A 26820-nucleotide genomic window follows, 5' to 3' on the forward strand; every position below is an offset into this window, starting at 1 on the left:
GGAGACATGGACGATGAAGGGTCAACTCATGGCCGCGCTGGCGCTACCTGCGATCTGCATTCTTGTAACGGTCTTGGGGTTGTACGTGGCGCGTGTAAACATCGCGCGCCACCCCGATGGCCGGCACTGGCTGCTGCTCACGCTGGCGCTGGTGTCGCCCGTCAGCCTGCTGGCAGCATTCCTCATCAGCGTTGTCCAGTCGCGCCTGCCGCACGGCCTGATCCCTCCGCAGATGTTCAACGCCCTCTCGGTGGTCGCACTCCTGCTGCCGCTGGTCGGCGGGTGCACCGCCCCGCTCAGCTGGCGCGTTTTCGTGCTGCGCCGCCTGCACCGCGGCAGCGGCAGCCTGCCTTTCTTCCGGGCCCCCCGGGTGCAGCTGCTCGCCCTGTTCGCGCTTGCCGCCGCCTACATGCTGGTACGCAGCCATGCAGGCCCGGACGGACTGCCGATGCCGCTGCAGGCGAACTACCTGACGCTTCTTGCAACCGGCATCGTGATGGGTCTGATCCATGTGGTCCTGACCGTGGTGTTCCTGACGCTGCCGGTGATGGCGCTGTGGGCGCTGGCCAGCGGCGGGGTGCGGGCTGCATGGACGCGACGGCGCGCGGTACCGCTGGGCTGAGGGCGTAGCCGCCGACGGGTCGCAGCCTCTGTCCTGCGCCGCTACCATGTCCGGGCATCCTTCATCGCGGATCTCCTGCCTGTGCTGCTGCGTACTGCCCTGCCCCTGCTGCTCGCCTCCCTCGCTGCTCCCGCTTCGGCCGCCCCGCTGGACCTGCCGGCGCTGATCGAATGCCGCCAGGGCGTGGCCGAGCATGCCGCCCTGGCACCGCTGCTGGCCGACCCGCTGAAAGCCGTGGCCCTGGGCCTGCAACCGCTGCCGCAGGGCAACCAGTTCATGACCGAGTTCCGCCTGGCCAACCCGATCACCGTGTTCGGCCAGCGGACCGAGCGGGTGGCCGTGGCCGGCGCCAGCGTGATGGCCGTGCTGGACCAGGCCGACCCGCACCCGCTGGCCAAGCGCCTGGAACTGGAAACCGGCTACGACCAGGACGGCAAGTTCATGGCCGGCCGCGAGGTGGTCAGCCGCGACGTGTCCGACCCCAGGACCGGCGAAGCCCAGATCGAGTCGATCATCCTCAGCGTGTCCACGGTGGCCAGCCACCCCGGCAAGACCCTGGCCGGCTGTACCTACAGCCTGGATCTGCCGGGCGACGACGAGGTTCCGGCCTCGGCCGCCGGCGGTCACTGAAAGGCCCCGACATCCTGCTAGACTTGGGACAACGCCCGGCTTGCCGGGTGCCCTTTTTCCAGAGATGTCAGAAGACGACAGTAGTAGCTCCTCCCTGGAGCCCAATGAAAAGAAGCGCGGCTGGCTTGAACGCCTGACCTCCGCCTTCTCCGGCGAACCCCATACCCGCGACGAGCTGGTCGCTGTCCTGCACACCGCGCAGGAAGAGGGTCTGATCGCCGCCGATACCCTGAAGATGATGGAAGGCGCCATTTCGGTGGCCGAGCTGACCGTGGGCGACGTGATGATCTCGCGCTCGCAGATGGTCTCGCTGCCGGTCGAGGCGCCCTTCCTGGACCTGATGAAACAGGTCGTCGAATCGGGCCACTCACGCTTCCCGGTGCACGGCGAGAACAAGGACGACATCCTTGGCATCCTGCTGGCCAAGGACCTGCTGCGCGGCGTGGTCGCCGACAACGGGCCGGCCAACGTGCGCGAGCTGCTGCGCCCGGCGGTGCTGATCCCCGAGGCGAAGAAGCTCAACGTGCTGCTGAAGGAGTTCCGCCTGTCGCGCAACCACATGGCCATGGTCGTGGACGAGTACGGCGGTGTCGCCGGCCTGGTCACCATCGAGGACGTGCTGGAACAGATCGTCGGCGAGATCGACGACGAGCACGACGAGGCCGAAGACCAGTCTGCGCAGATCGCGATCCAGGCCGACGGCCGCTACGTGGTCGATGCGCTGACCGCGATCGGCGATTTCAACGAGCGCTTCGGTGCCACGTTCTCCGACGAGGACTACGACACCATCGGCGGCCTGGTGACCGAAGCGATCGGCCACCTTCCCGAGGTCGGTGACGAGCTGGCGCTGGACCGCTTCATGTTCCGCGTGGCACGCGCAGATGCGCGCCGGGTGCAGGCCTTCCATGTGACGGTGCTGCCGCCGGACGAGCAGGACGACGCTTGAAGCGCCGGGGCCTGATCCTGAGTGTGTGGCTGGCACTGTGCGTGCTGGCCATGGCCCTGCCGCAGGTGGCCTTCGCGCAGGCGATGGCCGCCGCGCCGGCTGCCGATGCCGCCGCCCCGCTGGAGGCACCGGCGCCGCGCATCGGCGTGGTGACCATGCAGCCGGGCACGGTGTTCTTCGAACGCTTCGGCCACGACGCCATCGTGGTGCTCGACCCGGTCAGCGGCGAGGCGATCTCGTACAACTTCGGCTACTTCGATCCGTCCGAGGATGATTTCATCAGCCGCTTCGCACGCGGCGACATGATGTATTACCTGGTGGCGCTGCCGCTGCAGCAGGACCTGTCGTACTACGACGAGACCGGCCGCGGTGCCAGCGTGCAGTGGCTGGACCTGCGCCCGGACCAGGCGCGTGCGCTGGCCGCCGGCCTGGCCGAACGGGCCAAACCCGAGAACGCGCGCTACCACTACGACTACTACACAGCCAACTGCGCCACGATGGTGCGCGACACCCTCGACAAGGCACTGGATGGCGGTCTGCATGCGCAGCTGTCCGGGCGTTCGCGTGGCAACACCTACCGCAGCGAATCGGTGCGCCTGGCATCGCCGGCACCGTGGATGTGGCTCGGCTTCGACGTCGGCCTCGGTCCGTTCGCCGACCAGCCGCTGTCGCGCTGGCAGGAAGCCTTCGTGCCGATGCGCCTGGCCGATGCGCTGCGCCAGGTGCGCAACAGCGATGGCCGGCCGCTGGTGCAGAGCGAGCAGGAACTGCTGCCGCACCGCATCGCCCCCGAGCCGAAGGAGTTCGCGCGGCGCTGGTGGCCGTGGCTGCTGTGCGGCCTGGTGATCGCCGCCGGCGTGCTGGCCCTGCGCAGCCGCCCGCGCCTGCTGGCCGGCATCGCCCTGCCGTTCTGGCTGCTGTGCGCCCTGTTCGGTGGCGTGCTGGTGTTCCTGTGGGGCTTCAGCATCCACTACGCCGCGTGGGCCAACCGCAACCTGCTGCTGCTATCGCCGCTGGCGGTACTGCTGCTGCCGGGCGCCATCGCCCTGTTGCGCCGGCGCGTGCCGGGACGCATGTTCAGCATCGTGCTGTGGCTGCTGGCCGCACAGTCCGTGGCGGCGCTGGTGCTGCACTGGCTGAGCCTGCAGGCGCAGTACAACGTGCAGTGGATCGTGCTGCTGCTGCCGGTGCACGTCGCGCTGGCCTGGGTGCTGGCGCGTCGCCCTCACTTGTCGGAAACACCCCGCTGACGCAGGATGGCGGGCATGTCATTGCCCGCCTCCGCTTCCGCACCCGCTTCGAACAACCCCGCCTGCGTCATCAACTGCGTCCACTACGATGACCAGGGCAAGCGCCACGACATCAGCCTGGATGCCATCAGCGATGTGATCGCCAGTGGCAACGGCTTCGTCTGGGTCGGCCTGTTCGACCCCAACGATCAAGTGCTGCTGAAACTGCAGGAAGAATTCTGCCTGCACGACCTGGCCATCGAGGATGCGCGCAACGCGCACCAGCGCCCGAAGGCCGAGGCCTACGGCAACTCCCTGTTCGTGGTGATGACCACCGCGCAGATGGTCGACGAGCGCATCCAATACGGTGAAACCCATGCCTTCCTCGGCCCGCGTTTCCTGGTGACCGTGCGCCATGGCGCATCGCTGTCCTACGCGCCGGTACGCGCGCGGGTGGAACGCGAGCCGCATCTGCTGAAGATGGGCGCGTCGTACTGCCTGTACGCGGTGGCCGACTTCGTGGTGGACAACTATCTGCCGATCACTACCCGCTTCCGCGATACGCTGGACCTGCTGGAGAAGGATATCTTCGCCGAGAATTACAAGCGCAGCACCGTAGTGCGCCTGTACGAGCTCAAGCGCGAACTGAACAAGATGCGCATGGCGGTGGCGCCGCTGCAGGATGTGCTGGCGCAGCTGCGCCGCTACCAGGGCGACCTGATTCCCGACGAAGTGAAGCTGTACGTGCGCGACGTGCACGACCATGCCGCGCGCATCAGCGATGTGATCGACACCCTGCGCGAGATGCTGGGCACGGCGTTAAGCGTGAACCTGTCGCTGGTGACGCTGGCGCAGGGCGAGACGGTGAAGCGCCTGGGTGCGTGGGCGGCGCTGCTGGCTGCGCCGACCCTGATCACCAGCTGGTACGGCATGAACTTCAGCCACATGCCCGAGCTGAACCAGCCGTGGTCCTACCCGTTGATGATCGTCGGTGTGGCCGCGGTGTGCGTGGGGCTGTACCGGTTGTTCAAACGCGCGAAGTGGTTGTAGGGCGTTTTTGTAGAGTCGAGCCATGCTCGACTACTGCCTGCAACAGCAGTCGAGCATGGCTCGACTCTACAACGGCGCAGAGAAGTCGAGCATGGCTCGACTCTACAATGGCGCAGAGGAGCCGAGCATGGGCTCGGCTCTACAACGGCACAGCGTAGTCGAGCATGGCTCGACTCTACAGAGGCGGGCGTCAGGCCACGTAGACGGTCTTGATGTTCATGAACTCATGGATGCCGTGGTCGGCCAGCTCGCGGCCGAAGCCCGATTCCTTGCTGCCGCCGAACGGCAGCCGCGCATCACTCTTGACGATGGCATTGACGAACGCCGCGCCGCATTCCATACGCTGTGCGAAACGCTCGCCGCGCACCACGTCGCCGGTCCACACGCTGCCGCCCAGGCCGAAACGGGTGTCGTTGGCCACGCGCAGCGCCTCGGCTTCATCCTTGACCCGGATCACCGCCGCCACCGGCCCGAACAGTTCCTCGTCGTAGGCCGGCATGCCCGGTCCCACCTGGTCGAGGACGGTGGCCGGATAGCCCGCGTGGGTTCCGGCAATCGGCTCACCGCCCATCAGGACGCGCGCGCCCTTGGCCACGCTGGCCTGCACCTGCTTGTGCAGCTCGTCGCGCAGGTCTGCACGGGCCATCGGTGCCAGCGTGGTGGTGCCGTCGTTGGGATCACCGTACTGGCGCTGGCCAGCGGCGTCGACGAAGCGCTGGGTGAATGCATCGGCCGCCGCCTCGACCACGATGAAGCGCTTGGCCGCGATGCAGGTCTGCCCGCTGTTGTCGAAGCGCGACTTCACGGCCGCGGCCACGGTCTTGTCCAGGTCGGCATCCTCGAGCACCACGAAGGCATCGCTGCCGCCCAGCTCCATCACCGATTTCTTCAGCTGGCTGCCGGCATTCGAGGCGATCGAGCGCCCTGCCCGCTCGCTGCCGGTCAGGGTCACCGCCTTCACCCGCGCATCGCGCAGCACCTCGGCGGCCTGGTCGTTGTCGATGTGCAGCACGTCGAACACACCCGCCGGCAGGCCACCGTCACGGCACACCGCCAGGATCAGGTCGGCACACTGCGGTACGTTGCTGGCGTGCTTGAGCAGGGCCACGTTGCCGGCCATGAAGGCCGGGGCGAGGAAACGGAACACCTGCCAGACCGGGAAATTCCACGGCATCACCGCGAACACGCAGCCGATCGGCTCATAGCGCACGTAGCTGCGCTGCCCCTCGGTGTCGATGATCTGCGGCTTCAGGTAATCCGCAGCGTGGTCGGCGTAGAACTCGCAGGCGGCCGCGCATTTTTCGACCTCGGCCAAGGCCTCGACCTTCAGTTTGCCCATCTCGCCGGTCATCGCCCGCTGCAGGTCGTCGCGGCGTGCGCGCAGCTGCGCGGCGATCTGGCGCAGGATGGCACCGCGGTCCTGCAGAGAACGATCTGCCCAGCCTGGAAACGCATCGGCGGCGGCCTGCAGGCGCTGCTCGATGTCGGCAGCGCCCATCAGTTCATGGCGGTAGGTCACCTGGCCGGTGGCCGGGTTGACGATCTCGACAGTCATGGGGGATCTCCTTCTGGAAGACCCCCATTGTGCGCCGCCGGCCGTGAGCCGGATGTGGCTGCGGCCTCAGCCGTTGTCCTGGCGGGCCAGCTGCAGGTCGCGCTGGCGCCGCTTCTCGGCACGCGCGTTGATGTACCAGCCGATCACCGCGGCCACCGAAACCGCCGACACCAGCAGGGTCGCCAGCGCGTTGATCTTCGGACTGATGCCCATGCGCACCGAGGCGAACACCTTCATCGGCAGGGTGGTCGAGCCCGGCGTGGCAACGAAGCTGGCCACCACCACGTCATCCAGCGACAGCGTGAAGGCCAGCAGCCAGCCCGCCACCAGAGCCGGGGCGATGATCGGCAACGTGATGCGGCCGAACACGGTCAGGCGGCTGGCGCCGAGATCCATCGCCGCTTCTTCCAGCGAGAGATCCATTTCCTGCAGGCGCGAGGACACCACCACGGTGACGAAGCACAGGGTGAAGGTGACGTGGGCGATCCAGATCGTGGCCAGGCCGCGTGCCGGGAAGCCGGGAATGGCGCCCATCGAGGCCAGCAGGGCCATCAGCGAGAAGCCGAGGATCACATCGGGCATCACCAGCGGCGCGGTGACCAGCGCACCGAACACCTGCTTGCCGCGGAAGCGGCGGAAGCGGGTCATCACCATCGCCGCCAGCGTGCCCAGCACGGTCGCGGTGCAGGCGGTCCAGAACGCCACCACCAGGCTGGTCCACATGGCGTCCATCAGCGCGCGGTCGGCGAACAGGTCGCTGTAGGCGCGGGTGGAGAACCCGGCCCAGACCATCGCCAGCCGCGAGCTGTTGAACGAATAGAACATCAGCAGCAGGATCGGCAGATACAGGAAGGCGAAACCGAGCAGCAGCACGCCCAGGCCCAGGCCCTTTGCGCTACGCGGGCTCATGCCTGCTTCCCTTCCAGCAGGCGCTGCTGGGAACGGTTGAACCACAGGATGGGCACCAGCAGCAGCAGGATCATCGCCACCGCCATCGCCGAAGCACCCGGCCAGTTGCGGTTGTTGAAGAACTCGTTCCACAGCTGGCGGCCGACCATCAGCGTTTCCGAGCCGCCGAGCATTTCCGGAATCACGAATTCACCCACCGCCGGGATCATCACCAGCATGCAGCCGGCGATGATGCCCGCCTTTGACAACGGCAGGGTGATGCGCAGGAATGCCTGCCACGGCTTGGCGCCGAGGTCGTAGGCCGCTTCCAGCAGGCGATGGTCATGCTTGACCAGGTTGGCGTACAGCGGCAGCACCATGAACGGCAGGTAGCAGTAAACAATGCCGATATAGGCCGCAGTCGGTGTGTCGATCAGCTGCAGCTTGGGCAGGCCCATGCGGGTCATCAGCGATTGCAGGCCGGTGAACTGCAGGAACTGGTCGAGCAGGCCGTTGCGGTCCAGGATCGCCTTCCATGCATACACGCGGATCAGGAACGAGGTCCACGACGGCAGAACCACCAGCATCATCGCCACGTTGCGCGCGGCCGGCGACAGGCGCGCGATGGCATAGGCCATCGGGTAGGCGATCACCAGGGTGAGGAAGGTGGAGATTGCCGCGATCTTGATCGAGCTCAGGAACGCCTGGGCGTAGATCGAATCGCGGAACAGCGCCAGGTAATTCTCGAGGTTGAGCTTGAGCGAGAACGCGCCATCGACGTACTGCAGCAGCCAGGTGTACGGCGGCGAGCCGACCCGGCTGTGCGAGAAACTGATCATCAGCACGATCAGGAACGGCACCGCGAAGAACAGCAGCAGCCACAGGTAGGGAATGCCGATGACCGTGGCACGCGTGCCCGGCAGCCAGCGCTTCAGGCCTGCCCCGCTCATGAGGTCAGCACCACGCCGTCGTTGTCGCGCCAGTGCACCCACACTTCATCGCCCCAGGTCAGGCCATCGCTGGCCCAGCGCTGCGAGTTGGCGAAGTTGGCCAGCACCTTGGCGCCGCTGGGCAGGCGTACGTGGTAGACCGAGTGGCTGCCGAAATAGGCGATGTCCTCGATCACGCCCTGCGCCTTGTTGGTCGGCGCTTCCGGTTCGTCCTTGCCGATCATCACCTTTTCCGGGCGCAGCGCGAACGCGACCGGCTGCCCTTCGTAGCAGGTGATGCCGTGGGCGATGTAGACCGGTGCGGGGAACAGCGGCGAGCGCACGGTCACGTACTCTGGCAGGTCCTCGTCTATGACACCCTCAAACAGGTTGACCGAGCCGATGAAGCCGGCGACGAAGCGGTTGGCCGGCTGCTCGTAGACCTCATCGGGCTTGCCGACCTGCTGGATCCAGCCGGCATCCATCACCGCGATGCGGGTGGCCATGGTCATGGCCTCTTCCTGGTCGTGGGTGACCATCACGCAGGTCACGCCCGACGATTCGATGATGCTGACCAGTTCCAGCTGCATCTGCGAGCGCAGCTTCTTGTCCAGCGCGCCCATCGGTTCGTCCAGCAGCAGCAGCTTCGGCCCCTTGGCCAGCGACCGCGCCAGCGCCACGCGCTGCTGCTGGCCACCGGAGAGCTGGTGCGGCTTGCGCTTGCCCAGGTGGGCCATCTGCACCAGGTCGAGCATCTCGCCCACGCGCCGGCTGATCGCGTCCTTGGCCAGACCGTCCTGCTTAAGGCCGAAGGCGATGTTCTGCTCGACCGTCATGTGCGGGAACAGGGCGTAGGACTGGAACATCATGTTGACCGGCCGCTGGTACGGCGGCAGCGCGTCCAGGCGCTGGCCATCGAGGATGATGCTGCCCTTTGTGGGCGTCTCGAAGCCGCCCAGGCAGCGCAGCAGGGTCGATTTGCCGCTGCCCGAGCCACCGAGCAGGGCGAAGATCTCACCCTTGCGCACGTCAAGGTTGACGTCGTCGACGGCGACGAAGCCATCAAATTCCTTGCGCAGGTCACGAATGGAGAGATAGCCGGGCACACCGTTCGCATCGACGACGGCGGCTTCCGGCTGGGCTTCAACGGGCATGGGGGCTCCGGGAGCAGGCGGTGGACAGCGGTGGCCATTCTACCGGCCGGGGGGCGATGACGGTATGACAGGCTGTGGCGAGCGGGCCTCTGGCCGCTGCGCTCGCCGGGCATGGCCCGGCGCTACCGCAGTGCGCGGCGACGTCAACGCGACCCGGGTGCGTGCTACTGGTAGCGCCGGGCCGTGCCCGGCGGACAGGGTCACCGCGCGGCCACGGGCGGCACCTCCTGCCAGCCGAGGCCCAGGCTCTTCTGCAACGCTACGTAGCGCACCAGCACCTGCAGGCGCGCCTGCGCGGCCGCATCCTGCGCCTGCAGATGCTGGCGCTGCACGTCGAGCAGGTCGATCTGCGAGGTCGCCCCTGCCTGCCGGCGCTGGCCCATCAGGGCCAGCGAGCGGTCCGCCGAGGCTTCGGCGCGCAGGCTGGCCTGCAGCTGCTGGCGGGCGGCACCGAACCGGGCCAGCGCCGTGTTGGCATCCTGCAGTGCCGCCAGCACGGTGCCCTCATAGGCAGCCAGCCGGGCTTGGTTGCCGGCCCGGGCCTGGGCCACGCGCGCCTTGTTTACCCCAAAGTCGAACAGCGACCAGCGCAGGAACGGGGCGACGATGGTCGCCGCCGAATCCGGCCCGAGGTCGGAAATCGAGGTGGCACCGGCGCCGATGCTGCCCAGCAGGGTCACCTGCGGGAAGTAGGCCGAGATCGCCTGGCCGATCTGCGCCGAGGAGGCCGCCAGTTCGCGCTCGGCCTTGCGCACATCCGGCCGGCGCTGGATCAACGCGCCCGCGTCATCCACCGGCACGCTGGCCGGCAGCACAGGCAACGGCTGGTCGGCGGCCAGCCGCGCGTCCAGCGCGCCGGGTTCGCGGCCGACCATCAGCGCCAGCACATCGCGTGCCTCGTCGGCCTGTGCCTGCAGTGGCGGCAGCGCGGCCTGCTGCTGCTCGCGCTGGGCCTGCGCACGTTCGACCTGCAGATCCGAATCGGCACCGCGCTGGCGGCGTTGTCGGGTCAGCTGCAGGCTGTCATCGGCGGCGCGCAGATTGACTTCGGCCAGGGCGATACGCTCGCGGCTGCTGCGGTAGCCCAGGTAGACCTGGGCCAGCTCGGCCGCCAGCTGCACCTGCGCATCGGCCAGCGCCGCGGCATTGGCCTCGGCTTCGGCGGCCGCCTGCTCCGCCGCACGGCGGCGGCGGCCGAACAGGTCCAGCTCCCAGCTGGCATCAAAGCCGGCCACGTACAGCTCGGTGTCCAGGTCGATATCGGCAAACTGCTGGCGCAGCTGCGCCGCTTCCTGCGGGCGACCGTTGGCCTCGGCCACGCCGGCGATGTTCTCGCCGAGGGCGCGCAGGCTGTTCTCAAGCGCATCGGGCGCCTTGACGTTGGCATAGCCGGCGACGGCGCCCACGCTGGGCAGCTGCTCGGCGCGGCGCTGGCGCTGCAGAGCGCGCGAGGCCAGCAACTTGGCCTGGGCGGCACGCAGGTTGGGGCTGTTGCGCAGCGCCTCGTCCACCAGCTGGTCCAGCAGCGGATCATTCAGCGCGCGCCACCACTGGCTGGGCGGCGTGGCCGGCTGCACGTCGGCCTGCGCGGCGCGTGGCAGTCGAGACTGCGCGGTGGCGTTGCCAGCCACCTCCGGCTTCACGTAATCCGGCCCCAGCATGCAGCCGGCCAGCAGCAGCGGCAGCGTGGCCGGCCACAGGCGGCGCAGGCGGAGGGACCGGTCCAAGGAAAGGGTCGAGCTTGTCGAAGTCATCAGTGCATCGCCAATGGAACGCCCTTGGGCAGGGGCTTGAGCAGGAACACCAGTGGCAGGGTTGCCACCACGATCAGGCCGAAGATCCAGAACAGGTCGTTGTAGGCCATCACCATCGCCTGCATCTGTACCGTCTGCGCCAGCACCGCCATCGCCTGCGTCGCGTCGCCCAGCTGCTGGCCATAGGCATGCAGCGCGTCCTGGGCGATGGTCGAATTGGCGGTGACGCTGCTGCCGATTGCATCGATGTGCAGGGTGGCGCGGCGTTCCTGGAACGTGGAAATGATGGCCAGGCCGATCGAGCCGCCGAGGTTGCGCGCGGCGTTGAACAGGCCCGAGGCATCGCTGGTGTATTCGCGCGGCACCGAGGTGATGGCCGCCTGGTTCAGCGCCATCATCGCCAGCGCCAGGCCGCAGCCCTGCAGCAGCTGGCCGATGACGAAGTGCGGGCCGATGCTGTCCGGGGTCAGCCCGAGGTTGACGAAGCACGCGGCGGCGAAGCACAGCATGCCGCCGAACACCATGATGCGCACGTCCACCGTTTCCAGCATCTTCGGCATCAACGGCATCAGCAGGATGGTCGGCAGGCCGGCCAGCAGCAGCACGTAGCCGGCCTGCTCGGTGTTGTAACCGGCGATGATCGCCAGAAACTGCGGGATCATGTACATGACCCCGAACAGGATCATGCCCACCGCCATCACCATCACGAACACCGCGCCGAAACTGCGCTGGAACAGGATGTTGAGGCGGATGACCGGCGCCTTGCTGGTGAACTGCGAAAGCGCGAGCAGGGCAAACCCCAGCAGCGACACGAGGCTGAGCACCACGATCATCGTCGATTCGAACCAGCGCTCGCGCTGGCCGTCTTCCAGCACCACGGTGAGCGCGGACAGGCCGGCGGTCATGCCGATGATGCCCAGCCAGTCCGCACGCAGCAGCCCGCCCCAGTTCGATTTTTCATGCGGCAGGCCGAGCAGCAGCAAAGCCACCAGGCCGGCACAGATCGGCACGTTGATGAAGAAGGCGTAGTGCCAGCTGACGTTCTCGGTCAGCCAGCCACCCAGCAGGGGGCCGATCACCGGCCCGAGGATGACGGTCATTCCGAACAGCGCGGTGCCCAGCGGCTGCTGCTTCGGTGGCAGCCGCGTGCCGACGATGGTCAGCGCGGTGGGAATCAGCGCGCCGCCGGCAAAGCCCTGCCCTACCCGGCCGGCGATCATCATCGGCAGCGAATCGGCCAGGCCGCACATCACCGAGAACGCGGTGAACAGCGTGGCGCAGATCAAAAGGAAGGTGCGCAGGCCCAGCGTGCGCACGAACCAGCCGGTCAGCGGAATCATCACGATTTCCGAGACCAGGAAGGCGGTGGAGATCCAGGTGCCCTCGGTGCCGCTGGCGCCGACCTCGCCCTGGATGGTGGGCAACGCCGCGTTGACGATGGAGATGTCCAGCGTGGCCATGAACGAGCCGATGGTGCCGGCCGCGACGGCCAGCCATGCGCCGGCATCGGCTTTGCCCTCGGCGGCGGGCGCTGCAGGGGCGGTGGTGGCGTTCATCGCGCCGGCGCGGGCGTGGCCTCGGCCTCGTCCCGGGTGCGCTCGCGCGCGTCCCTGGCATTGCGCGTATCGACGGTCACTTCCACCGACATGCCCGGCACCAGCACCTTCCGCGCCTCGGCGCCGGCGTCCACGCGGATGCGCACCGGCACGCGCTGCACGACCTTGGTGAAGTTGCCGGTGGCGTTCTGCGGCGGCAGCAGCGCGAACTGCGAGCCGGTGCCGGGCGAGATGCTTTCCACCGTGCCATGCAGGGTGGTGCCCGGCAGCGCGTCGACCTTGATCTCGGCCGGTTGCCCGGCGCGCATCAGGCCGACCTGGGTTTCCTTGAAGTTGGCGCTCAGGTACAGCGACTCGACCGGCACGATGGTCATGGTGCGGGTGCCGGCGGCGACGAACTGGCCGACCTGCACGGTCTTGTTGCCGACGCGGCCATCGATGCGCGCGCGCAGCTCGGTGTCCTCGAAGGCGACGCGGGCCTGCGCGGCATCGGCCTGGGCCTGCTTCAGGCCGGCCTTGGCCTGTTCCAGCTGCGCCTGGCTGGCGTCGATCTGGCTCTGCGCGCCCTGGATCTGCGCCTTGGCCGCATCGTACTGGGCCTGCGCGCGTTCGACGTCGTGGCGTAGGCTTTCCACGTGTTCGTGGGTGTCGGCGCCGCTGGCGGCCAACGGTGTGAAGCGGGCCAGCTCGGTCTTGCCGAAGCGCAGCGAGGCGGTGGCGGCGGTGAGCTGGGTGCGCGCCTGCAGCAGGCTGGACTGCTGGCCCTGCACGCCAGCGGCGGCGGCGGCGATGTCGGCTTCGCGCACAGCGATCACCGCCTCGGCCTGGTCCAGGGTGGCGCGGTAGGTGCGTGGGTCGATGCGCAGCAGTGGTTCGCCGGCCTTGACCCACTGGTTGTCGTCCACCAGCACTTCGGTGACGTAGCCGTTGATGCGCGGGGCGACGGCGACGGCGTCGGCCTGCAGGTAGGCGTTGTTGGTGTCCTGCAAATAGCGGCCGACCAACAGGTGGTAGATAAGCCAAGCGACGAGGGCGATGACCACGACGGCGCCGATGATGGCCAGGGTCCAGCGGACCTTGGGGTTCTTCAGCGGCGAAGGCTTGTCCTCGTGGGTGGAGGGGGCTTCGTCGGTGGGGGCGTCGGGGCGCGGGGGGTGGTCGGTCATTGTCTCGTCGTGGCGGTGGTCGGTGCCATACGGGACGGTAGGGGAAGGGGTGAGGAGGTGAGGTGAAAGCGTTTGTCGCGTGCCGGTGACGAGTTCCCGGTTGGCAGGGTGCAGAGCCGGGAGCTTGGCCAGGACACGCGGCGCCCCCCCTCCGCGGTCCGGCCCAGCCGCTGGCGGCTGTGCGTTCGGGCGCTTGCGAAGCGTTGCTTCGCAAGCAAAGCGCCGTCACCCATGGGGCTCGTAGGCGCCATCCCTGGCGCCTACGGTCCTGGCCAAGCCCCCGGCGCTGCACCCTGCCCTCACGCATCCCGGCGGCGGACAGGACGTCAACGGCAGAGCAGGAACAGAAGCAAAAAAAACGGAGGCCGTTGGCCTCCGCTTTTCCGCTTGGTGGAGGCCGACCGTTGGTCGGCCCTCACTTACTTGCCGGTCTTCACTTCGGTCCACAGGCGGGTGTAGAGCTTGTCGGTTTCCGGGGTGTTGATCGAGTAGGTGAACATCTTCTCGGCGACGTCGGCGGGCGGGTAGATGGTCGGGTCGGTGCGGATCGCTTCGTCCACCAGCGGGGTCGCGGTCGGCACCGGGTTGGCGTAGTGGATGAAGTTGGTGTTGGCCGCGGCGACCTTCGGTTCCAGCAGGTAGTTGATGAACTTGTAGGCCGCTTCCGGGTGCTTGGCGTCCTTCGGGATCGCCAGCATGTCGAACCACTGCGGTGCGCCTTCCTTCGGGATCGAATAGGCCACGTGGACGCCGTTGCTGGCTTCCTCGGCGCGGTCGCGGGCCTGGATGATGTCACCCGACCAGCCGACCACCAGGCAGGTGCCGCCGTTGGCCAGCGAACCCACGTACTGCGAGGAGTGGAAGTTCTGCACGTACGGGCGGATCGACTTCAGCAGGTCGGCGGCCTTCTTCAGCTCGGCCGGGTCGCCGCTGTGCGGGTCCAGGCCCAGGTAATGCAGGGCGATCGGAATCATGTCGGCCGGCGTGTCCAGGATGGTCACGCCGCAGTCCTTCATCTTCGCGATGTTTTCCGGCTTGAACACCAGGTCCCAGCTGTTGGCGATGTCGGCGCTGCCGCCGAACCGTTCCTTCAGCATGTCCACGTTGTAGCCGATGCCGGTGGTGCCGATCATGTACGGCACGCCGTACTTGTTGTCCGGGTCCTGGGTGGCGATGCGCTTCATCACCGACGGGTCCAGGTTGGCCAGGTTCGGGATCTTGCTCTTGTCCAGCGGCAGGAACACGCCGGCCTGGATCTGGCGGCCGAAGAAGTTCAGCGTCGGCACCACCACGTCGTAGCCGCTGTTGCCGGCCAGCAGCTTGGTCTCGACCATCTCGTCGCTGTCGAACACATCGTAGGTCACCTTGATCCCGCTCTCCTTCTCAAAGGTCGGGATGGTGTCCTCGGCGATGTAATCGCTGTAGTTGTAGACGTTCAGGACCTGGCTGTCCTGCGCGCCGCCGTTGCCACTGCCACAGGCGGCAAGCATGGCGGAAGCCAGGCCGAGCGTGAGGATACGCAGCTTCATCGGGTGCTCCAGAATGCGGAATGGGGGGAGGCCGGCGGGGCCGGCGACGGGTGCCAGCCTACCCCCCGGCGGCTCATTCATCAATTGCGGGCCTTCACACGTTCAACAGCAGGAACTCGCGCTCCCACGAGCTGATGACGCGGAAGAAGGTCTCGTATTCCTTGCGCTTGACCGAGATGTAGGCCCGGCAGAAGCGTTCGCCCAGCAGGGCCTGCAGTTCGGCGCACTGTTCCAGCCCGTCCAGTGCCTCGCCCAGCGAGCGTGGCAGGTTGTAGCCCAGCTCCTTGGCGCTGCCGGTCACCGGCGCGTCCGGGGCCAGCCGCTCGCGGATGCCGAGCAGGCCGCAGGCCAGGGTCGCGGCCATCGCCAGGTAGGGGTTGGCATCGGACCCGGCGAAACGGCTTTCCACCCGCATGTTCTCGGGAGTGTCCAGCGGCACGCGCAGGCCGCAGGTGCGGTTGTCATAGCCCCAGTGCACGTTGCTCGGCGAGACCTCGCCGAACACCAGGCGGCGGTAGGAATTGACGTTCGGCGCGAAGAAGGCCATCGCCTGCGGCACGTACTTCTGCAGGCCGCCCAGATAATGGCCGAACACCGGGCTGAACTCGCCCTCGCCGTGGGTCTCGCCGGTGAAGACGTTGCTGCCGTCGCTCACCCGCACCAGGCTCTGGTGGATGTGCATGGCGCTGCCCGGCTCGTTCTCCATCGGCTTGGCCAGGAAGGTGGCGTACACGCCGTGGCGCATCGCCGCCTCGCGCATGGTGCGCTTGAACAGGAACACCTGGTCGGCGAGGTCCATCGCATCGGCGTGAGTGAAGTTGACTTCCAGCTGCGCCGCGCCGGATTCGTGGATCAGCGTGTCTACGTCCAGCTTCATCGCATCGGCGTAGTCGTACATCAGATCGAGGATGGGATCGAATTCGTTGACCGCATCGATCGAGTACGACTGCCGCGCCGTTTCCGGGCGCCCGGAGCGGCCGGCCGGCGGCAGCAGCGGGAAATCCGGGTCGGTGTTCTTCTGCACCAGGAAGAATTCCAGCTCCGGTGCGACCACCGGGCGCAGGCCCAGTTCGGCATAGGCGGCCAGCACGCGGCGGAGCACGTTGCGCGGGGCCAGCTCGTGCGGCTCGCCGGTCTTGGTGTAGCAGTCATGGATGACCTGCGCGGTGGCGTCGGCTGCCCACGGCACCATGCGCACGGTGTCCGGGTCGGGCCGCAGCATCATGTCCGAGTCCGACGGCGAGGTCAGGTCGTAGTAATCGTCGGGGAATTCACCGGTGACCGTGGTGGCGAAGATACCTTCGGGCAGGCGCGTGCCGTAGTCGTGCGAGAACTTGTCGGCCGGGATGATCTTGCCGCGTGCGTTGCCGGTGATGTCCGGCACCAGACACTCGACCTCGGTGATGCGCCGCTCCTTCAGCCAGCGCAGCAGGCTGCTTTCCTGCGGTGCGGGGGGCGTGGCCGTCTTGCGCGGGCGAGGTCGGGAACTCATGGGGAATCCAGTTGGTTCTGTTGGTACTGCCGGCAAGCTTGGCCGAAAGCACGGAAAATAGCGTGATAGAACGGCGCCTGCATGACACGCCACTCCGGGTGCCACTGTACGCCGAGCACGAAACGATGGTGGCTGCTGCGTGCGGCTTCGACCAGGCCATCGCCGGCCGATGCCTCTGCCTGCAGGGCATCGGCCAGCCGGGCGATGCCCTGCCCGTGCACGGAATTGACCTGTGCCTGGTCGCTGCCGTGCCACTTCGCGAGCCAGCCATGGCCAGCCAGCGTGACCACATGCGCCCGCCCGTACTGCACCTCGACCGCTGCCTGCGGATCCCCGCGATGGTCGGCCAGCCCCGGCACCGCATGCACCTGTGGATGCAGGCTGCCGCCCAGGGCCACGTTCACCTCCTGGAAACCACGGCAGATCGCCAGCACCGGCAGGTCCAGCGCCAGCGCGGCCTGCAGCAGGGCGAAGGCGTTGGCGTCACGCGCCGGGTCATGCAGGTTGCCCGGCCAGCTGCGGCCCCCTTCATAGTGCTGGGGCTCGATGTTGCTGACCGCACCGGTCAACAGCAGGCCATCCAGGCCCTGCAACCAGTCGTCGGCCGGCAGTGCCGGCTGCAGGCTGGGCAGCACCAGCGGGGTGACCTCGGCCGCGTCGACCAGCGCGCGCACGTACTTCTCGCCGGCCACCGCGAAACGGTGATGGCCGAGCACAGTACTGTCGGTGGGCAGGCCCACCCAGGGCAGGCGGCGCATGGGAAAACTCCTTGGCGTGGGCATCCTTGGCCTGGACATCAAAGTAAACGCCGGTGCGCGCGGGCGGCAAGTCGTCGCCGTCACACACCCGGCTACGTGCATCGGCCAGACTATGCCGGTGAACAGTGATCGCCCGCCCCCGCCCTGCCCCTTCATCCCGTGCCCGCGAGGCCTGCGGTGAGCGCGGATTTCCCGCCCAGCTGGTACGCCGACAGCCTGCCCGAACCGGCTGCGCTGCCGCCGCTGCGCGGTGATGTGCAGGCCGACGTGGCGGTGCTCGGTGCCGGTTACACCGGCCTGACCGCCGCGCTGGAACTGGCCCTGCGTGGCTACCGCGTGGTGCTGCTGGAAGCGCAGCGCATCGGCTGGGGGGCGTCCGGACGCAACGGCGGCCAGGCGCTGGTGGGCTACGGCTGCGAGGTGGATGAGCTGGAACGCCAGCTCGGCCGCGACGACGCCCGCCATCTGTTCGACTGGTCGCGCGAGGCGGTGCAGTCGATGCGCCAGCGCATCGCGCGCCACGGCATCGACTGCCACTGGGTGGAAGGCCATGCCAGCGTCGCGATCCGTGCACGCCACGAACGTGACCTGCGCGCCGGCTGCGAGCACCTGCAGCGCCATTACGACCATCCGATGCAGTGGTGGGAGCGCGATGTCCTGCACGCGCAGCTGGACAGCCCGCGCTACCGCGCCGCGATGTTCGATCCGCTCAGTGCGCACCTGCATCCGCTGGCCTATGCGCGCGGCCTGGCCGATGCCGCCCGTGCAGCCGGCGTGGTCATCCACGAGCATTCGCCGGTCACCCGCGTGCAGCGTGGCGCGCAGGCCACGTTGCAGACCGTGCAGGGCAGCGTGCGTGCCACGCATCTGGTGGTGGCCGGCAACGCCTGGCTGCAGGGGCTGCTGCCGGAGTTGGAGCGCCGCATCATGCCGGTCGGCACCTACATCGGCGCGAGCGCGCCACTGGGCGCCGAGCGTGCGCGGCAGCTGATCCGCAACAACATGGCGGTGGCCGACACCGCCTGGGCGCTGGACTACTTCCGTCTCAGCCATGACCACCGCCTGCTGTTCGGCGGCCGTGCCAGCTACTCGGCGCTGCCGCCGCCGGGGCTGCGTGGGCTGATGCAGCGGCGCATGCACCAGGTCTTCCCGCAGCTGGCCGACGTGGCCGTGGAACAGGTCTGGGGCGGCTACGTGGACATCACCCGCAACCGTGCCCCGCACTGGGGCCGGCTGGACGGCAACCTGTATTTCGCCCAGGGTTTTTCCGGGCACGGCGTGGCCGCCGCCGGGCTGGCCGGCGATGTGATCGCCGCGGCCATCGATGGCCAGAGCGCGCGCCTGGATGTGTTCCAGCGACTGCAGCATGCGCCATTCCCAGGCGGGCGGCTGCTGCGCACCCCGCTGCTGGTGGCGGCGATGTCCTGGTACAAGCTGCGCGACGCACTGTGGTAGCACGGCCAAGGTTGGATTATCCCGGCACACGCACCAATCAGAATGACCTCGTTATCGAAGGGCTGCCGCGTTCCCGCTGAAGGGTGATTTGGGTAAATCACACCATTGGTGTGATGACTTTCTCACTTGTGGATTTCAGGCGCGCGGCGATTGCATATTCGGATGCCTGCCGATACCGTCGGTCCAACCGGGGCCCGCGGCGAATGGAAGCTGACAGGGTACATAGACAGGAAGGGGAAGTACGATTGAACTGGTGGAATGAAGGCCTGCAGTTGAAGTTGCGCATCCATCCGGCAGGTCTTGCTCTGGCGGCGCTGTATGCGATTGCATGCTGGGGCGCACGGCAGCTCTCCCTTGATCAGTTCTACCTTCCTGCCGGGGTCCGCGTCGCGGCGGTTCTTCTTTGCCCCCCGCGGCTATGGCCTTATCTGCTGCTGGGTGAGTACGCCTATTTCGCGCAGATGCGCGTGCCCATGATCGAAAAGTATGGACCGGCCTGGGTAGTGCTGGGTTCGACCTTGCTGATGCCCGCCGTCATGCTGATCGTGCATCTGCACAGAACGTTCATGACCGCCAGCAGGAACGCGTGGCTTATCTCGGTCGCCGCCTCATGTGCCGTAGCGGTCACGTCACTCAACCTGGTGCTGGCACACGTGCTATGGCCGGTGCCTCCGGCGATGCCCGTACTGGCGAGCATCGCACGTCTTGTGGTCGGCGATTTCATCGGCATCCTGACTCTCGCGCCTTTGGCACTGCTGTGGATGCGCCGAAGCACACGTCCTGCCTGGACACGGGGCTTCGTCCTTCAGGCAGGGGCAGCGCTTACCGTCATGACCGTGCTGGGACTCTACGCGGCACAGCTGCCACTGGACGAGGTGAATGCCAAAACGTCCATGCAGTTGATGATGGTGATACCCGTGGTTGTGATGACCTGCCTGTATGGCTGGCGTGGTGCTGCCATCGGCGTTCCATCCCTCAACCTGATCATTGGGCTTTCCACTCCCGGCCCCTACACCGGCGCCTTTGATTCAGCCGCCTTCGCAACCCAGCAGGTCATGGCCACCACCGGTGTTGCATTGCTGGTGCTGGGATCGCGCATCTCCCATTACTATCACCGTTCCCGGCTGGGTGAAGTCGGCGAACGAAATGCGCTCAAGCACGCGCGCAATTCTCTTGTCGCAAGCGAGCTGGACCTTCGCGAACGTGCACGACACCTCAGGAAGTTGGGCGATGGGATTGATACCTCGCTTGGTGAAGTCGCGAACTGGCTGAGCGCGCAGGGACATCCAACTGTTGCAAACAGCCTGTTACACATGGCTTCGGTCCATTCACGACAGTTCCGCGAACAGACAAGCATGGTGTATCCCGCAGCGCTGGAACATCTGGGTCTATACGTTGCCCTTCAGGCAGGCGGCGTTCGCGAAGCCTGGGACCTGAGCAATCGAGTCTTGCGTCCGCGCCTTCTCGGTGACCCTTGCCAGCTCAGCACTGGATTGCAGCTGGCTGCCTACCGCGCTCTCAACGACGCGGTTTCGTTACTGCTAAACCATGAAACTGGCCAGATCCAGGTTCGCGCGCGGTGCGGCGGTGTCGGCTCACATCGCGGCATACTGATGACCGTCGCACTGCTTGACGCCTACCGCACGTTGTCAGCGGAAACCCGCGAGGCGGCCATCGAACGTTTGGCCGGCCGCGCGATGGCGTATGGCGGCTCAGTGCAGTCGCAACGCAACCGGATCAGAATTGCGTTGATCGAGACAGGGGTACCGGCGCCTCTTCCTTCGTTTCATCCGGCGGATCGTAGTGCCTCCTTCGATGGGGAACACACTCAGACCCGGGCCTGAAAACAGGGCGACGCCGTGAAGCCCGGCGCCGCCCGGCCTGACTCATCTGAAGCTCATGGAGCTTCCACCGACCAGACCACCTCATCGCCACTCCGGTAACGGACCAGCGAGAAGTCGTTTGCCTGGTAGATCCGCGAGCGAACGGCTCCGGCGGGCACGCCGATACGCTGCTCGGGCAGCGACACCTTCGCCGGATTGCTCCCGGCGGGTAGCACGAAGTAGGTGCCACCGGCGTTGCCGATGATCAACTGCACGTTCCCAGTCAGGTCATTGACCTGCAGGTACATGACACCGTCGCGCTGGAATCCATACAGCAACCACGCCGGGTCCTGACTCAGGTTGACAGCCAGCGGCGCGGACTGTCCCAGCCCGGCAGTCGCCAGCGGCTTTCCGTGAAAATCCGACGGGCCTCCAGCATAAGCGGGCGCTACGGCAAGCAACATGATTCCACAAGCTGCACCAGAACGTAGGAATCGCACAATGACCTCCAGGTCGAAGTTGAAGTCGGGAACCTCAGCGCGATACTAACCGCTTCGCGGCACGCGTATGGCACCTGACGGAAACTTGCACCCCATTTCCCTAAAGTTTCTTCCGCAACCGCCGCTATCCTTCCCGAGCGCCCCTCCCTCACGTGAGCCTCCGCACCATGCCCGTCCTCCCGCAGGTCGTTGTCGATGGCGACCTGGCAGACCCCCTTCCGCAGCGGATCCTGCTGGTGGAAAACTCCCGCGCATTCACCGGAATGCTGCGCGAAGCGATTGAACACCGCCTGGAACTGCCGGTGGTGATTGCCTCCACGCTGGCCGAAGCCGATCGCCTGCTGAGTGACGACGGCGGCTGGTTCCTGGTGCTGACCGGGCTGGTGCTGGCCGATGGTGACCGTGATGCGGTCGTCGAGTTCTTCCTCAAGCGCGACCTGCCCACCGTGGTGGTCAGCAGCGTATACGACGAAGATTTGCGCAAGCGCGTGCTGCAGCAGCAGATCATCGACTACGTGCTGAAGAACACGCCCGGCAGCATCGACTACCTGGTGTGGCTGGTGCAGCGGCTGGAACGCAACCGCCGCATCGCGGCGCTGGTGGTGGACGATTCGCCATCCGCCCGTGGCTACGCCGCGGCGCTGCTGCGCATGTACGGCCATGAAGTGTTCGAGGCCGCCGACGGTGCCGAAGGCCTGGCCGCGATCGAAGCGCACCCGGCCATCCGCCTGGCCGTGGTCGATCAGGAAATGCCCGGCATGCAGGGCGTGGAGTTCACCCGTCGCCTGCGCACCCTGCGCTCGCGCGACAAGCTGGCGGTAATCGGCATTTCCGGCAACACCGACGCCTCGCTGATACCGCGCTTCCTGAAGAACGGCGCCAATGACTTCCTGCGAAAGCCATTTTCGCGTGAGGAGTTCTTCTGCCGTGTGTCGCAGAACGTCGACCAGCTGGAGCTGATCGGCACCCTGCAGGACCTGGCCACCCGCGATTTCCTCACCGGCCTGCCCAACCGCCGCTGCTTCCTGGAACAGAGCCAGCGCCAGCTGCCGCAGCTGCAGCTGCACGGCCAAAGCGTGGCGGTGGCGATGATCGACATCGACCACTTCAAGCACATCAACGACACCCATGGCCACGAAGCCGGCGACGATGCGCTGCGCGCGGTGGCCCGCGCGGTAGGCGACCACGCACGCAGCCAGGACCTGATCGCACGCTTCGGCGGCGAGGAATTCTGCCTGCTGGTGCCGGAGATGGAGCAGGACGAAGCCATCGTCTACTTCGAGGAACTGCGCCAGCGGATCGCCGCACTGGAAGTGGACATCGGCACCGCCACCCTGCGCATGACCGTCAGCATCGGCCTGTGCTGCCTGCACCCGCAGCGCGACTCACTGCACAAGCTGATTTCCGAGGCTGATCGCCAGCTGTACCTGGCCAAGGCGGCCGGCCGCAACCGGGTCAGCTGCGCGACCGTGGCCAATCCGCTGCGCCCGCGCGAAGCCGCGATGGCCACCGCGCTTTGATCCAGATCAACGCCGCCTGAGCGAAGCGATCCTAAAGTCAGCCCCGACATGAACATGAAGGGGAGCCGGGGGATGGCACTACTGGTCTGGCAGGACGATCTGAACATCGGCATCGATGTGATCGATCAGCAACACCGACGCATCGTCGACATGCTCAACCACCTGCACGTGGCCCAGGCCGGGCTGCAGACCGCGGTGGTGGCCGAAGTGATCGACGAAGTGGTGGACTACACCATGTCGCACTTCGCGTTCGAGGAAGAGCTGATGGAGGAAGCGGGCTATCCGTTCTGTGCCGCGCACAAGCGCGTGCATGAGATCTTCATCAAGCGCGTGGCCGAATATCGCCTGCGTTTCCAGGCCGGCGAAGACGTGACCGACGAACTGCGCACGATGCTCTCACGCTGGCTGTTCAACCACATCCGCGGCGATGACCAGGCCTACGCCGAACAGGTCAAGGCGCACCTCAACCAGTTCGCCCGCGAGCACCAGAGCGGCGGCTGGCTGGGCCGCACGCTCAAGCGTTTCTTTGGCTGAGCTGCGCGCGCCGCTGCAGGGCCAGCAGCGCGCACAACGTCGCCACGGCGGTCAGGCACAGGTAGTAACCCACCGCGACTAGGCCGAAGCGCTCGGCCAGCCAGGTGGCCAGGTACGGTGCCGGTGCTGCACCGAGGATCCCGGCCAGGTTGAACGACAGCGATGCGCCGGTGTAGCGCACTTCCACCGGATAGATCTCGGCCAGGAAGGTGCCGCACGGGCCGTAGGTCAGGCCCATCAGGAACAGGCCCAGGCACAGGAAGCTCAACACCAGCCACGGGCTGTTCGCCTGGAACAGCGGTGCGAACAGCACGCCGAAGCCGAGGATCAGCAGGCTGGCAAAGACCATCGTGCGGCGCGTGCCCCAGCGGTCGCCATAACGCGCAGACAGCGGAATGCCCGCCGCGAAGAACAGCATCGCGCCCATCTGCATCAGCAGGAACTGCTCGCGGCTGTAGCCCAGCACGGACGTGCCGTGGCCGAGGCTGAACACCGTCATCAGGTAGAACAGCACGAAGGTGGCGAACGCGCCCAGCGTGCCCAGCAGCATCGGCAGCCAGTAGTCGCGCAGCACCGTCCACATCGGCAGCCGCACCGGCGCCTTGCGCTGCAGCGCCTGCTGGAAATCGGGCGTCTCATGGATGTTCAGGCGCACCCACAGGCCCAGGCCGACCAGCAGCGCGCTGGCCACGAACGGAATGCGCCAGCCCCACTGCAGGAAGTCCTGCTGGCCCAGGCAGCGACCCAGCAGCAGGAAGATGCCGGCCGACAGCAGGAAGCCCAGCGGCGCGCCCAGCTGCGGGAACATGCCGTACCAGGCGCGCTTGCCCGGCGGTGCGTTCTCAGTGGCCAGCAGCACCGCACCGCCCCATTCACCGCCCAAGCCCAGGCCCTGGCCGAAGCGGCACAGCGCCAGCAGGGCCGGCGCCCACAGGCCGATCTGCGCATGGGTGGGCAGCAGGCCGATGGCCACCGTGGACAGGCCCATGGTCAGCAGCGCCGCCACCAGCGTGGCCTTGCGGCCGATGCGGTCGCCGAAGTGGCCAAACACCGCCGAGCCCACCGGGCGCGCGATGAAGGCCACTGCAAAGGTCGCCAGCGACTGCAGCAGAGCCGCCTGGTCGCTGCTTTCCGGGAAGAACAGGTGCGGGAACACCAGCACCGCCGCCGTGGCGTAGATGTAGAAATCGAAGAACTCGATGGTGGTGCCGATGAGGCTGGCCAGCAGGACACGGCTGGGGGAATTCACGGGCGGAGCGGCAGCGCTGATCGAGGACATCGGCAAGGCGTGGAAGGTTGATCGACCGATTCTGCCACGCGCGGGCGGGCTGACGGGGCGATGGTTTCAGCCGACACCGATGCCAACGGAATTTTTCTGGACACTGGTTAGGCTGCGCCACCGGTCCCTGCATGGATGCTTCGCCGATGGCTCTTGTGGTTGCGTTGCGCTGGTCCGATTCACCGCAGCTGGCGCGCACGGTGGCCTGGCTGGTCGTGGTGCTGCTGCATGCCCTGCTGGGCGCGTGGCTGTGGCAGAGCGGCCGGCTGGGTGCCGCGCTGGAGGCCGAAGAACGCATCAGCCTGCGCTGGCGGCCACCGCCGCTGCAGCCGCCCTCGCCGCGCGACGCCCCCACTGTGGTAACGGCGGCACCGATGCCTGCCCGCCCCTCGCGGCGGGTTTCACCTGTACCGCTGCCGCCGGCAGATGTGCAAAGCGACAGTCCGCCGATACCCGCACCCCTCGTGCTGGGCCTGCCGGCCGGCAGCATCAACGGCGGTGATGGCATCACGGCGTCGGGGGTGGCACCACGATTGATCGGCCGCCGCGAGGTACATGCGGCGTTCGCGCCGCGGCGGAACCACTTCCGCATCCGCAGGACGATGACGCCCGAGCAGATCGTGCACGGCGTTGCGCAGCTGCTCGGCCTGTGGCCGCCGGGGTACATCGTCGATCGTTGCCAGCTGGGGAAGCAGGACTTGGATTATTTCCAGGGGGCGGTGGAGGAAATGGACCGGCAGGCGCTGCGCGACGCGGTGCTGGTGGTGAGCGCGCGGTGCCGGTAGAGACAGCCGAGCATGGCTCGACTCTACAGAAAGGCGGCAGCGCCGGGTCATGCCCGCCGGCGCGACGCTACAACTGGATCCAGGTCGCCTTGATCTCGCTGTACTTGTCGAACGCATGCAGCGATTTGTCGCGGCCGTTGCCCGACTGCTTGTAACCCCCAAACGGTGCGCTCATGTCACCGCCATCCCAGCCGTTCACCCACACACTGCCCGCGCGCAGCTGCCGCGACACGCGATGCGCTCGCCCCAGGTCGCGCGTCCACAATCCGGCCGCCAGCCCATAGCGGCTGTCGTTGGCGAGGCGCACGGCCTCGGCTTCGCCATCGAACGCGAGCACCGCCAGCACCGGCCCGAACACCTCCTCGCGGGCCAGTGCCTGCTCTGGCCGTACCTGGTCGAACACGGTGGGCTGCACGTAGCAGCCGCCCGCTTCCACCTCGGCGCGCTGCCCGCCCAGCAGCAGGCGCGCTCCGTCGCCTTCGGCGCGCGCGATGTCCGCCAGCACCTTGTCCACGTGCGCGGCATCGACCAGCGCACCCATCGGTGCATCGGCCTCCAGCGGATGGCGCGGCTGCATGCGCCGCCCATACGCCACCACCTGATGCACGAAATCGTCACGGATCGAGCGCTCCACCAGCAGCCGCGAGCCCGCCGTGCAGACCTCGCCCTGGTTGAAGAAGATGCCCCGCGCCACGCCCTTGGCCGCCGCATCCAGGTCCGGCGCATCGGCGAACACCAGGTGCGGGCTCTTGCCACCGCATTCAAGCCACACCCGCTTCATGTTGGAACGGCCCGCGTACTGCAGCAGCTTCGCGCCGGTGGCGGTCGAGCCGGTGAACGCCAGCACGTCCACATCCATGTGCAGCGCCAGTGGTTCGCCCACGTACATACCCTGCCCGGGCAGCACGTTCAGCACGCCATCGGGCAACCCGGCTTCGGCGGCCAGCGCGGCCAACCGCAGTGCACTCAGCGGCGAGCGCTCCGAGGGCTTGAGCACCACCGAGTTGCCCATCGCCAGCGCCGGCGCGATCTTCCAGCAGGCCATCAGCAGCGGAAAATTCCACGGCACGATCGCGGCCACCACGCCGGCCGACTCGCGGCTGACCAGGCCCAGTTCGTGCGGGCCGGTCGGCGCGATATCGCCGTACAGCTTGTCCACCGCTTCGGCCGTCCAGCTCAGACAGCGCACCACGCCAGGCAGGTCGACGCGACGCGCATCGCGCACCGGCTTGCCCATGTCCAGGGTTTCCAGCAGGGCCAGTTCGTCCGCATGTTTTTCCACCAGCGCGGCCAACGCCAACAGTACGCGCTTGCGGTGCGCCGGGCTGGCCTGCGACCAGTGGCCGGCCTCGAAGGCGCGCCGCGCCCCTGCCACCGCACGCTCCACGTCCTGCGCATCGCAGTCGGCCACCTGGGCCAGCACGCGGCCATCGATCGGGCTGATGCAGTCGAAACGGGCGCCGCTGGCCGCGTCCACGTAGCGGCCATCGATGAAGGCCTGTGCGGTGATCGCCAGCTGGCCGGCCAGTGCCTGCCAGTGGGTGCGGTCGGGGAAATCAGCCATGTCCGGCTCCAGGCAGCGAATGCCTCGTTTATACCGGCGTGGCTGTGACGCGGCCGTTCTGCCGCCGCTGCTACCGCCGCGATGACCGGGCTGCGCTACAGT

At 67.3% G+C, this 26820-nt stretch carries 23 protein-coding genes; 10 read left to right on the plus strand and 13 right to left on the minus strand.

Annotated features, from left to right (window positions below):
• The first annotated feature begins 28 nt into the window (after positions 1-28).
• From NQ204_RS05755 to NQ204_RS05775, 5 genes are all read left to right on the plus strand, one after another.
• Complete coding sequence (locus NQ204_RS05755; RefSeq protein ID WP_256643315.1) at positions 29-622, plus strand: hypothetical protein; 594 nt, start codon at positions 29-31, stop codon at positions 620-622.
• Positions 623-703: 81 nt separating this feature from the next.
• A complete protein-coding gene (locus NQ204_RS05760; RefSeq protein WP_488192342.1) occupies positions 704-1252 on the plus strand; it encodes a hypothetical protein in 549 nt (182 codons plus the stop codon).
• A 64-nt stretch (positions 1253-1316) separates the two neighbouring features.
• Positions 1317-2198, plus strand: coding sequence for a CorC family transporter (locus tag NQ204_RS05765; RefSeq protein WP_108768378.1), 882 nt, complete (start codon positions 1317-1319; stop codon positions 2196-2198).
• On the plus strand, positions 2195-3448 hold the full coding sequence (locus NQ204_RS05770) for a lipoprotein N-acyltransferase Lnb domain-containing protein (RefSeq protein WP_256643316.1): 1254 nt from the start codon (positions 2195-2197) through the stop codon (positions 3446-3448). The genes NQ204_RS05765 and NQ204_RS05770 overlap by 4 nt, the downstream gene beginning before the upstream one ends.
• Positions 3449-3454: 6 nt before the next feature.
• On the plus strand, positions 3455-4477 hold the full coding sequence (locus NQ204_RS05775; protein WP_116863583.1) for a magnesium and cobalt transport protein CorA: 1023 nt from the start codon (positions 3455-3457) through the stop codon (positions 4475-4477).
• 190 nt (positions 4478-4667) lie between these two features.
• Here NQ204_RS05775 and NQ204_RS05780 read toward each other — a convergent pair whose 3' ends face one another.
• The 10 genes from NQ204_RS05780 to NQ204_RS05825 form a co-directional block, all read right to left on the minus strand.
• A complete protein-coding gene (locus NQ204_RS05780; RefSeq protein WP_256643317.1) occupies positions 4668-6032 on the minus strand; it encodes an NAD-dependent succinate-semialdehyde dehydrogenase in 1365 nt (454 codons plus the stop codon).
• Positions 6033-6098: 66 nt separating this feature from the next.
• A complete protein-coding gene (locus NQ204_RS05785; RefSeq protein ID WP_108768374.1) occupies positions 6099-6941 on the minus strand; it encodes an ABC transporter permease subunit in 843 nt (280 codons plus the stop codon).
• A complete protein-coding gene (locus tag NQ204_RS05790; protein ID WP_116865388.1) occupies positions 6938-7870 on the minus strand; it encodes an ABC transporter permease subunit in 933 nt (310 codons plus the stop codon). Before NQ204_RS05790 ends, NQ204_RS05785 begins: the two co-directional genes overlap by 4 nt.
• Positions 7867-9003, minus strand: a complete 1137-nt coding sequence (locus NQ204_RS05795; RefSeq protein ID WP_256643318.1) for an ABC transporter ATP-binding protein — start codon at positions 9001-9003, stop codon at positions 7867-7869. The genes NQ204_RS05790 and NQ204_RS05795 overlap by 4 nt, the downstream gene beginning before the upstream one ends.
• Positions 9004-9203: 200 nt before the next feature.
• Positions 9204-10730, minus strand: coding sequence for an efflux transporter outer membrane subunit (locus tag NQ204_RS05800; protein ID WP_256643319.1), 1527 nt, complete (start codon positions 10728-10730; stop codon positions 9204-9206).
• Between the two features lie 26 nt (positions 10731-10756).
• The gene (locus tag NQ204_RS05805; protein WP_200753803.1) at positions 10757-12313 is read right to left on the minus strand and encodes a DHA2 family efflux MFS transporter permease subunit; all 1557 of its coding nucleotides are present in this window, start codon (positions 12311-12313) and stop codon (positions 10757-10759) included.
• On the minus strand, positions 12310-13479 hold the full coding sequence (locus NQ204_RS05810) for an HlyD family secretion protein (RefSeq protein WP_488192343.1): 1170 nt from the start codon (positions 13477-13479) through the stop codon (positions 12310-12312). The genes NQ204_RS05805 and NQ204_RS05810 overlap by 4 nt, the downstream gene beginning before the upstream one ends.
• Positions 13480-13898: 419 nt before the next feature.
• The gene (locus NQ204_RS05815) at positions 13899-15008 is read right to left on the minus strand and encodes a polyamine ABC transporter substrate-binding protein (RefSeq protein ID WP_116864665.1); all 1110 of its coding nucleotides are present in this window, start codon (positions 15006-15008) and stop codon (positions 13899-13901) included.
• 94 nt (positions 15009-15102) lie between these two features.
• On the minus strand, positions 15103-16500 hold the full coding sequence (locus NQ204_RS05820) for a glutamine synthetase family protein (RefSeq protein ID WP_079221322.1): 1398 nt from the start codon (positions 16498-16500) through the stop codon (positions 15103-15105).
• Positions 16497-17258, minus strand: coding sequence for a gamma-glutamyl-gamma-aminobutyrate hydrolase family protein (locus NQ204_RS05825; RefSeq protein WP_256643320.1), 762 nt, complete (start codon positions 17256-17258; stop codon positions 16497-16499). Before NQ204_RS05825 ends, NQ204_RS05820 begins: the two co-directional genes overlap by 4 nt.
• 177 nt (positions 17259-17435) lie before the next feature.
• Here NQ204_RS05825 and NQ204_RS05830 point away from each other — a divergent pair, with 177 nt between their 5' ends.
• Positions 17436-18713, plus strand: coding sequence for an NAD(P)/FAD-dependent oxidoreductase (locus NQ204_RS05830; protein WP_116864667.1), 1278 nt, complete (start codon positions 17436-17438; stop codon positions 18711-18713).
• A gap of 203 nt (positions 18714-18916) precedes the next feature.
• Positions 18917-20557, plus strand: coding sequence for an MASE1 domain-containing protein (locus NQ204_RS05835; protein ID WP_256643321.1), 1641 nt, complete (start codon positions 18917-18919; stop codon positions 20555-20557).
• Positions 20558-20610: 53 nt separating this feature from the next.
• Here the strand turns inward: NQ204_RS05835 and NQ204_RS05840 are convergent, their stop codons facing one another.
• Complete coding sequence (locus NQ204_RS05840) at positions 20611-21000, minus strand: hypothetical protein (protein WP_243402748.1); 390 nt, start codon at positions 20998-21000, stop codon at positions 20611-20613.
• Positions 21001-21203: 203 nt separating this feature from the next.
• On the opposite strand from NQ204_RS05840, the gene NQ204_RS05845 reads away from it, so the two are divergent.
• Positions 21204-22556 carry a diguanylate cyclase gene (locus NQ204_RS05845; RefSeq protein ID WP_116864676.1) on the plus strand — a complete coding sequence of 451 codons (1353 nt, stop codon included), beginning with the start codon at positions 21204-21206 and terminating at the stop codon, positions 22554-22556.
• Between the two features lie 72 nt (positions 22557-22628).
• Entirely contained in the window at positions 22629-23090 is a 462-nt protein-coding gene (locus NQ204_RS05850) for a bacteriohemerythrin (RefSeq protein ID WP_108768362.1), read from the plus strand.
• On the opposite strand, the gene NQ204_RS05855 is transcribed toward NQ204_RS05850, so the two are convergent.
• Positions 23071-24369 (minus strand): MFS transporter, encoded by a 1299-nt coding sequence (locus NQ204_RS05855; RefSeq protein WP_116864670.1) that lies wholly within the window; start codon positions 24367-24369, stop codon positions 23071-23073. The genes NQ204_RS05850 and NQ204_RS05855 overlap by 20 nt on opposite strands.
• A gap of 146 nt (positions 24370-24515) precedes the next feature.
• On the opposite strand from NQ204_RS05855, the gene NQ204_RS05860 reads away from it, so the two are divergent.
• The gene (locus NQ204_RS05860) at positions 24516-25154 is read left to right on the plus strand and encodes a hypothetical protein (protein WP_256643322.1); all 639 of its coding nucleotides are present in this window, start codon (positions 24516-24518) and stop codon (positions 25152-25154) included.
• A 67-nt stretch (positions 25155-25221) separates the two neighbouring features.
• Here the strand turns inward: NQ204_RS05860 and NQ204_RS05865 are convergent, their stop codons facing one another.
• Positions 25222-26718, minus strand: a complete 1497-nt coding sequence (locus tag NQ204_RS05865; protein ID WP_116864672.1) for an aldehyde dehydrogenase — start codon at positions 26716-26718, stop codon at positions 25222-25224.
• Between the last annotated feature and the right edge of the window lie 102 nt (positions 26719-26820).

Source organism: Stenotrophomonas testudinis (assembly GCF_024499815.1).
In the GTDB taxonomy this organism is placed as follows: Bacteria; Pseudomonadota; Gammaproteobacteria; order Xanthomonadales; family Xanthomonadaceae; genus Stenotrophomonas.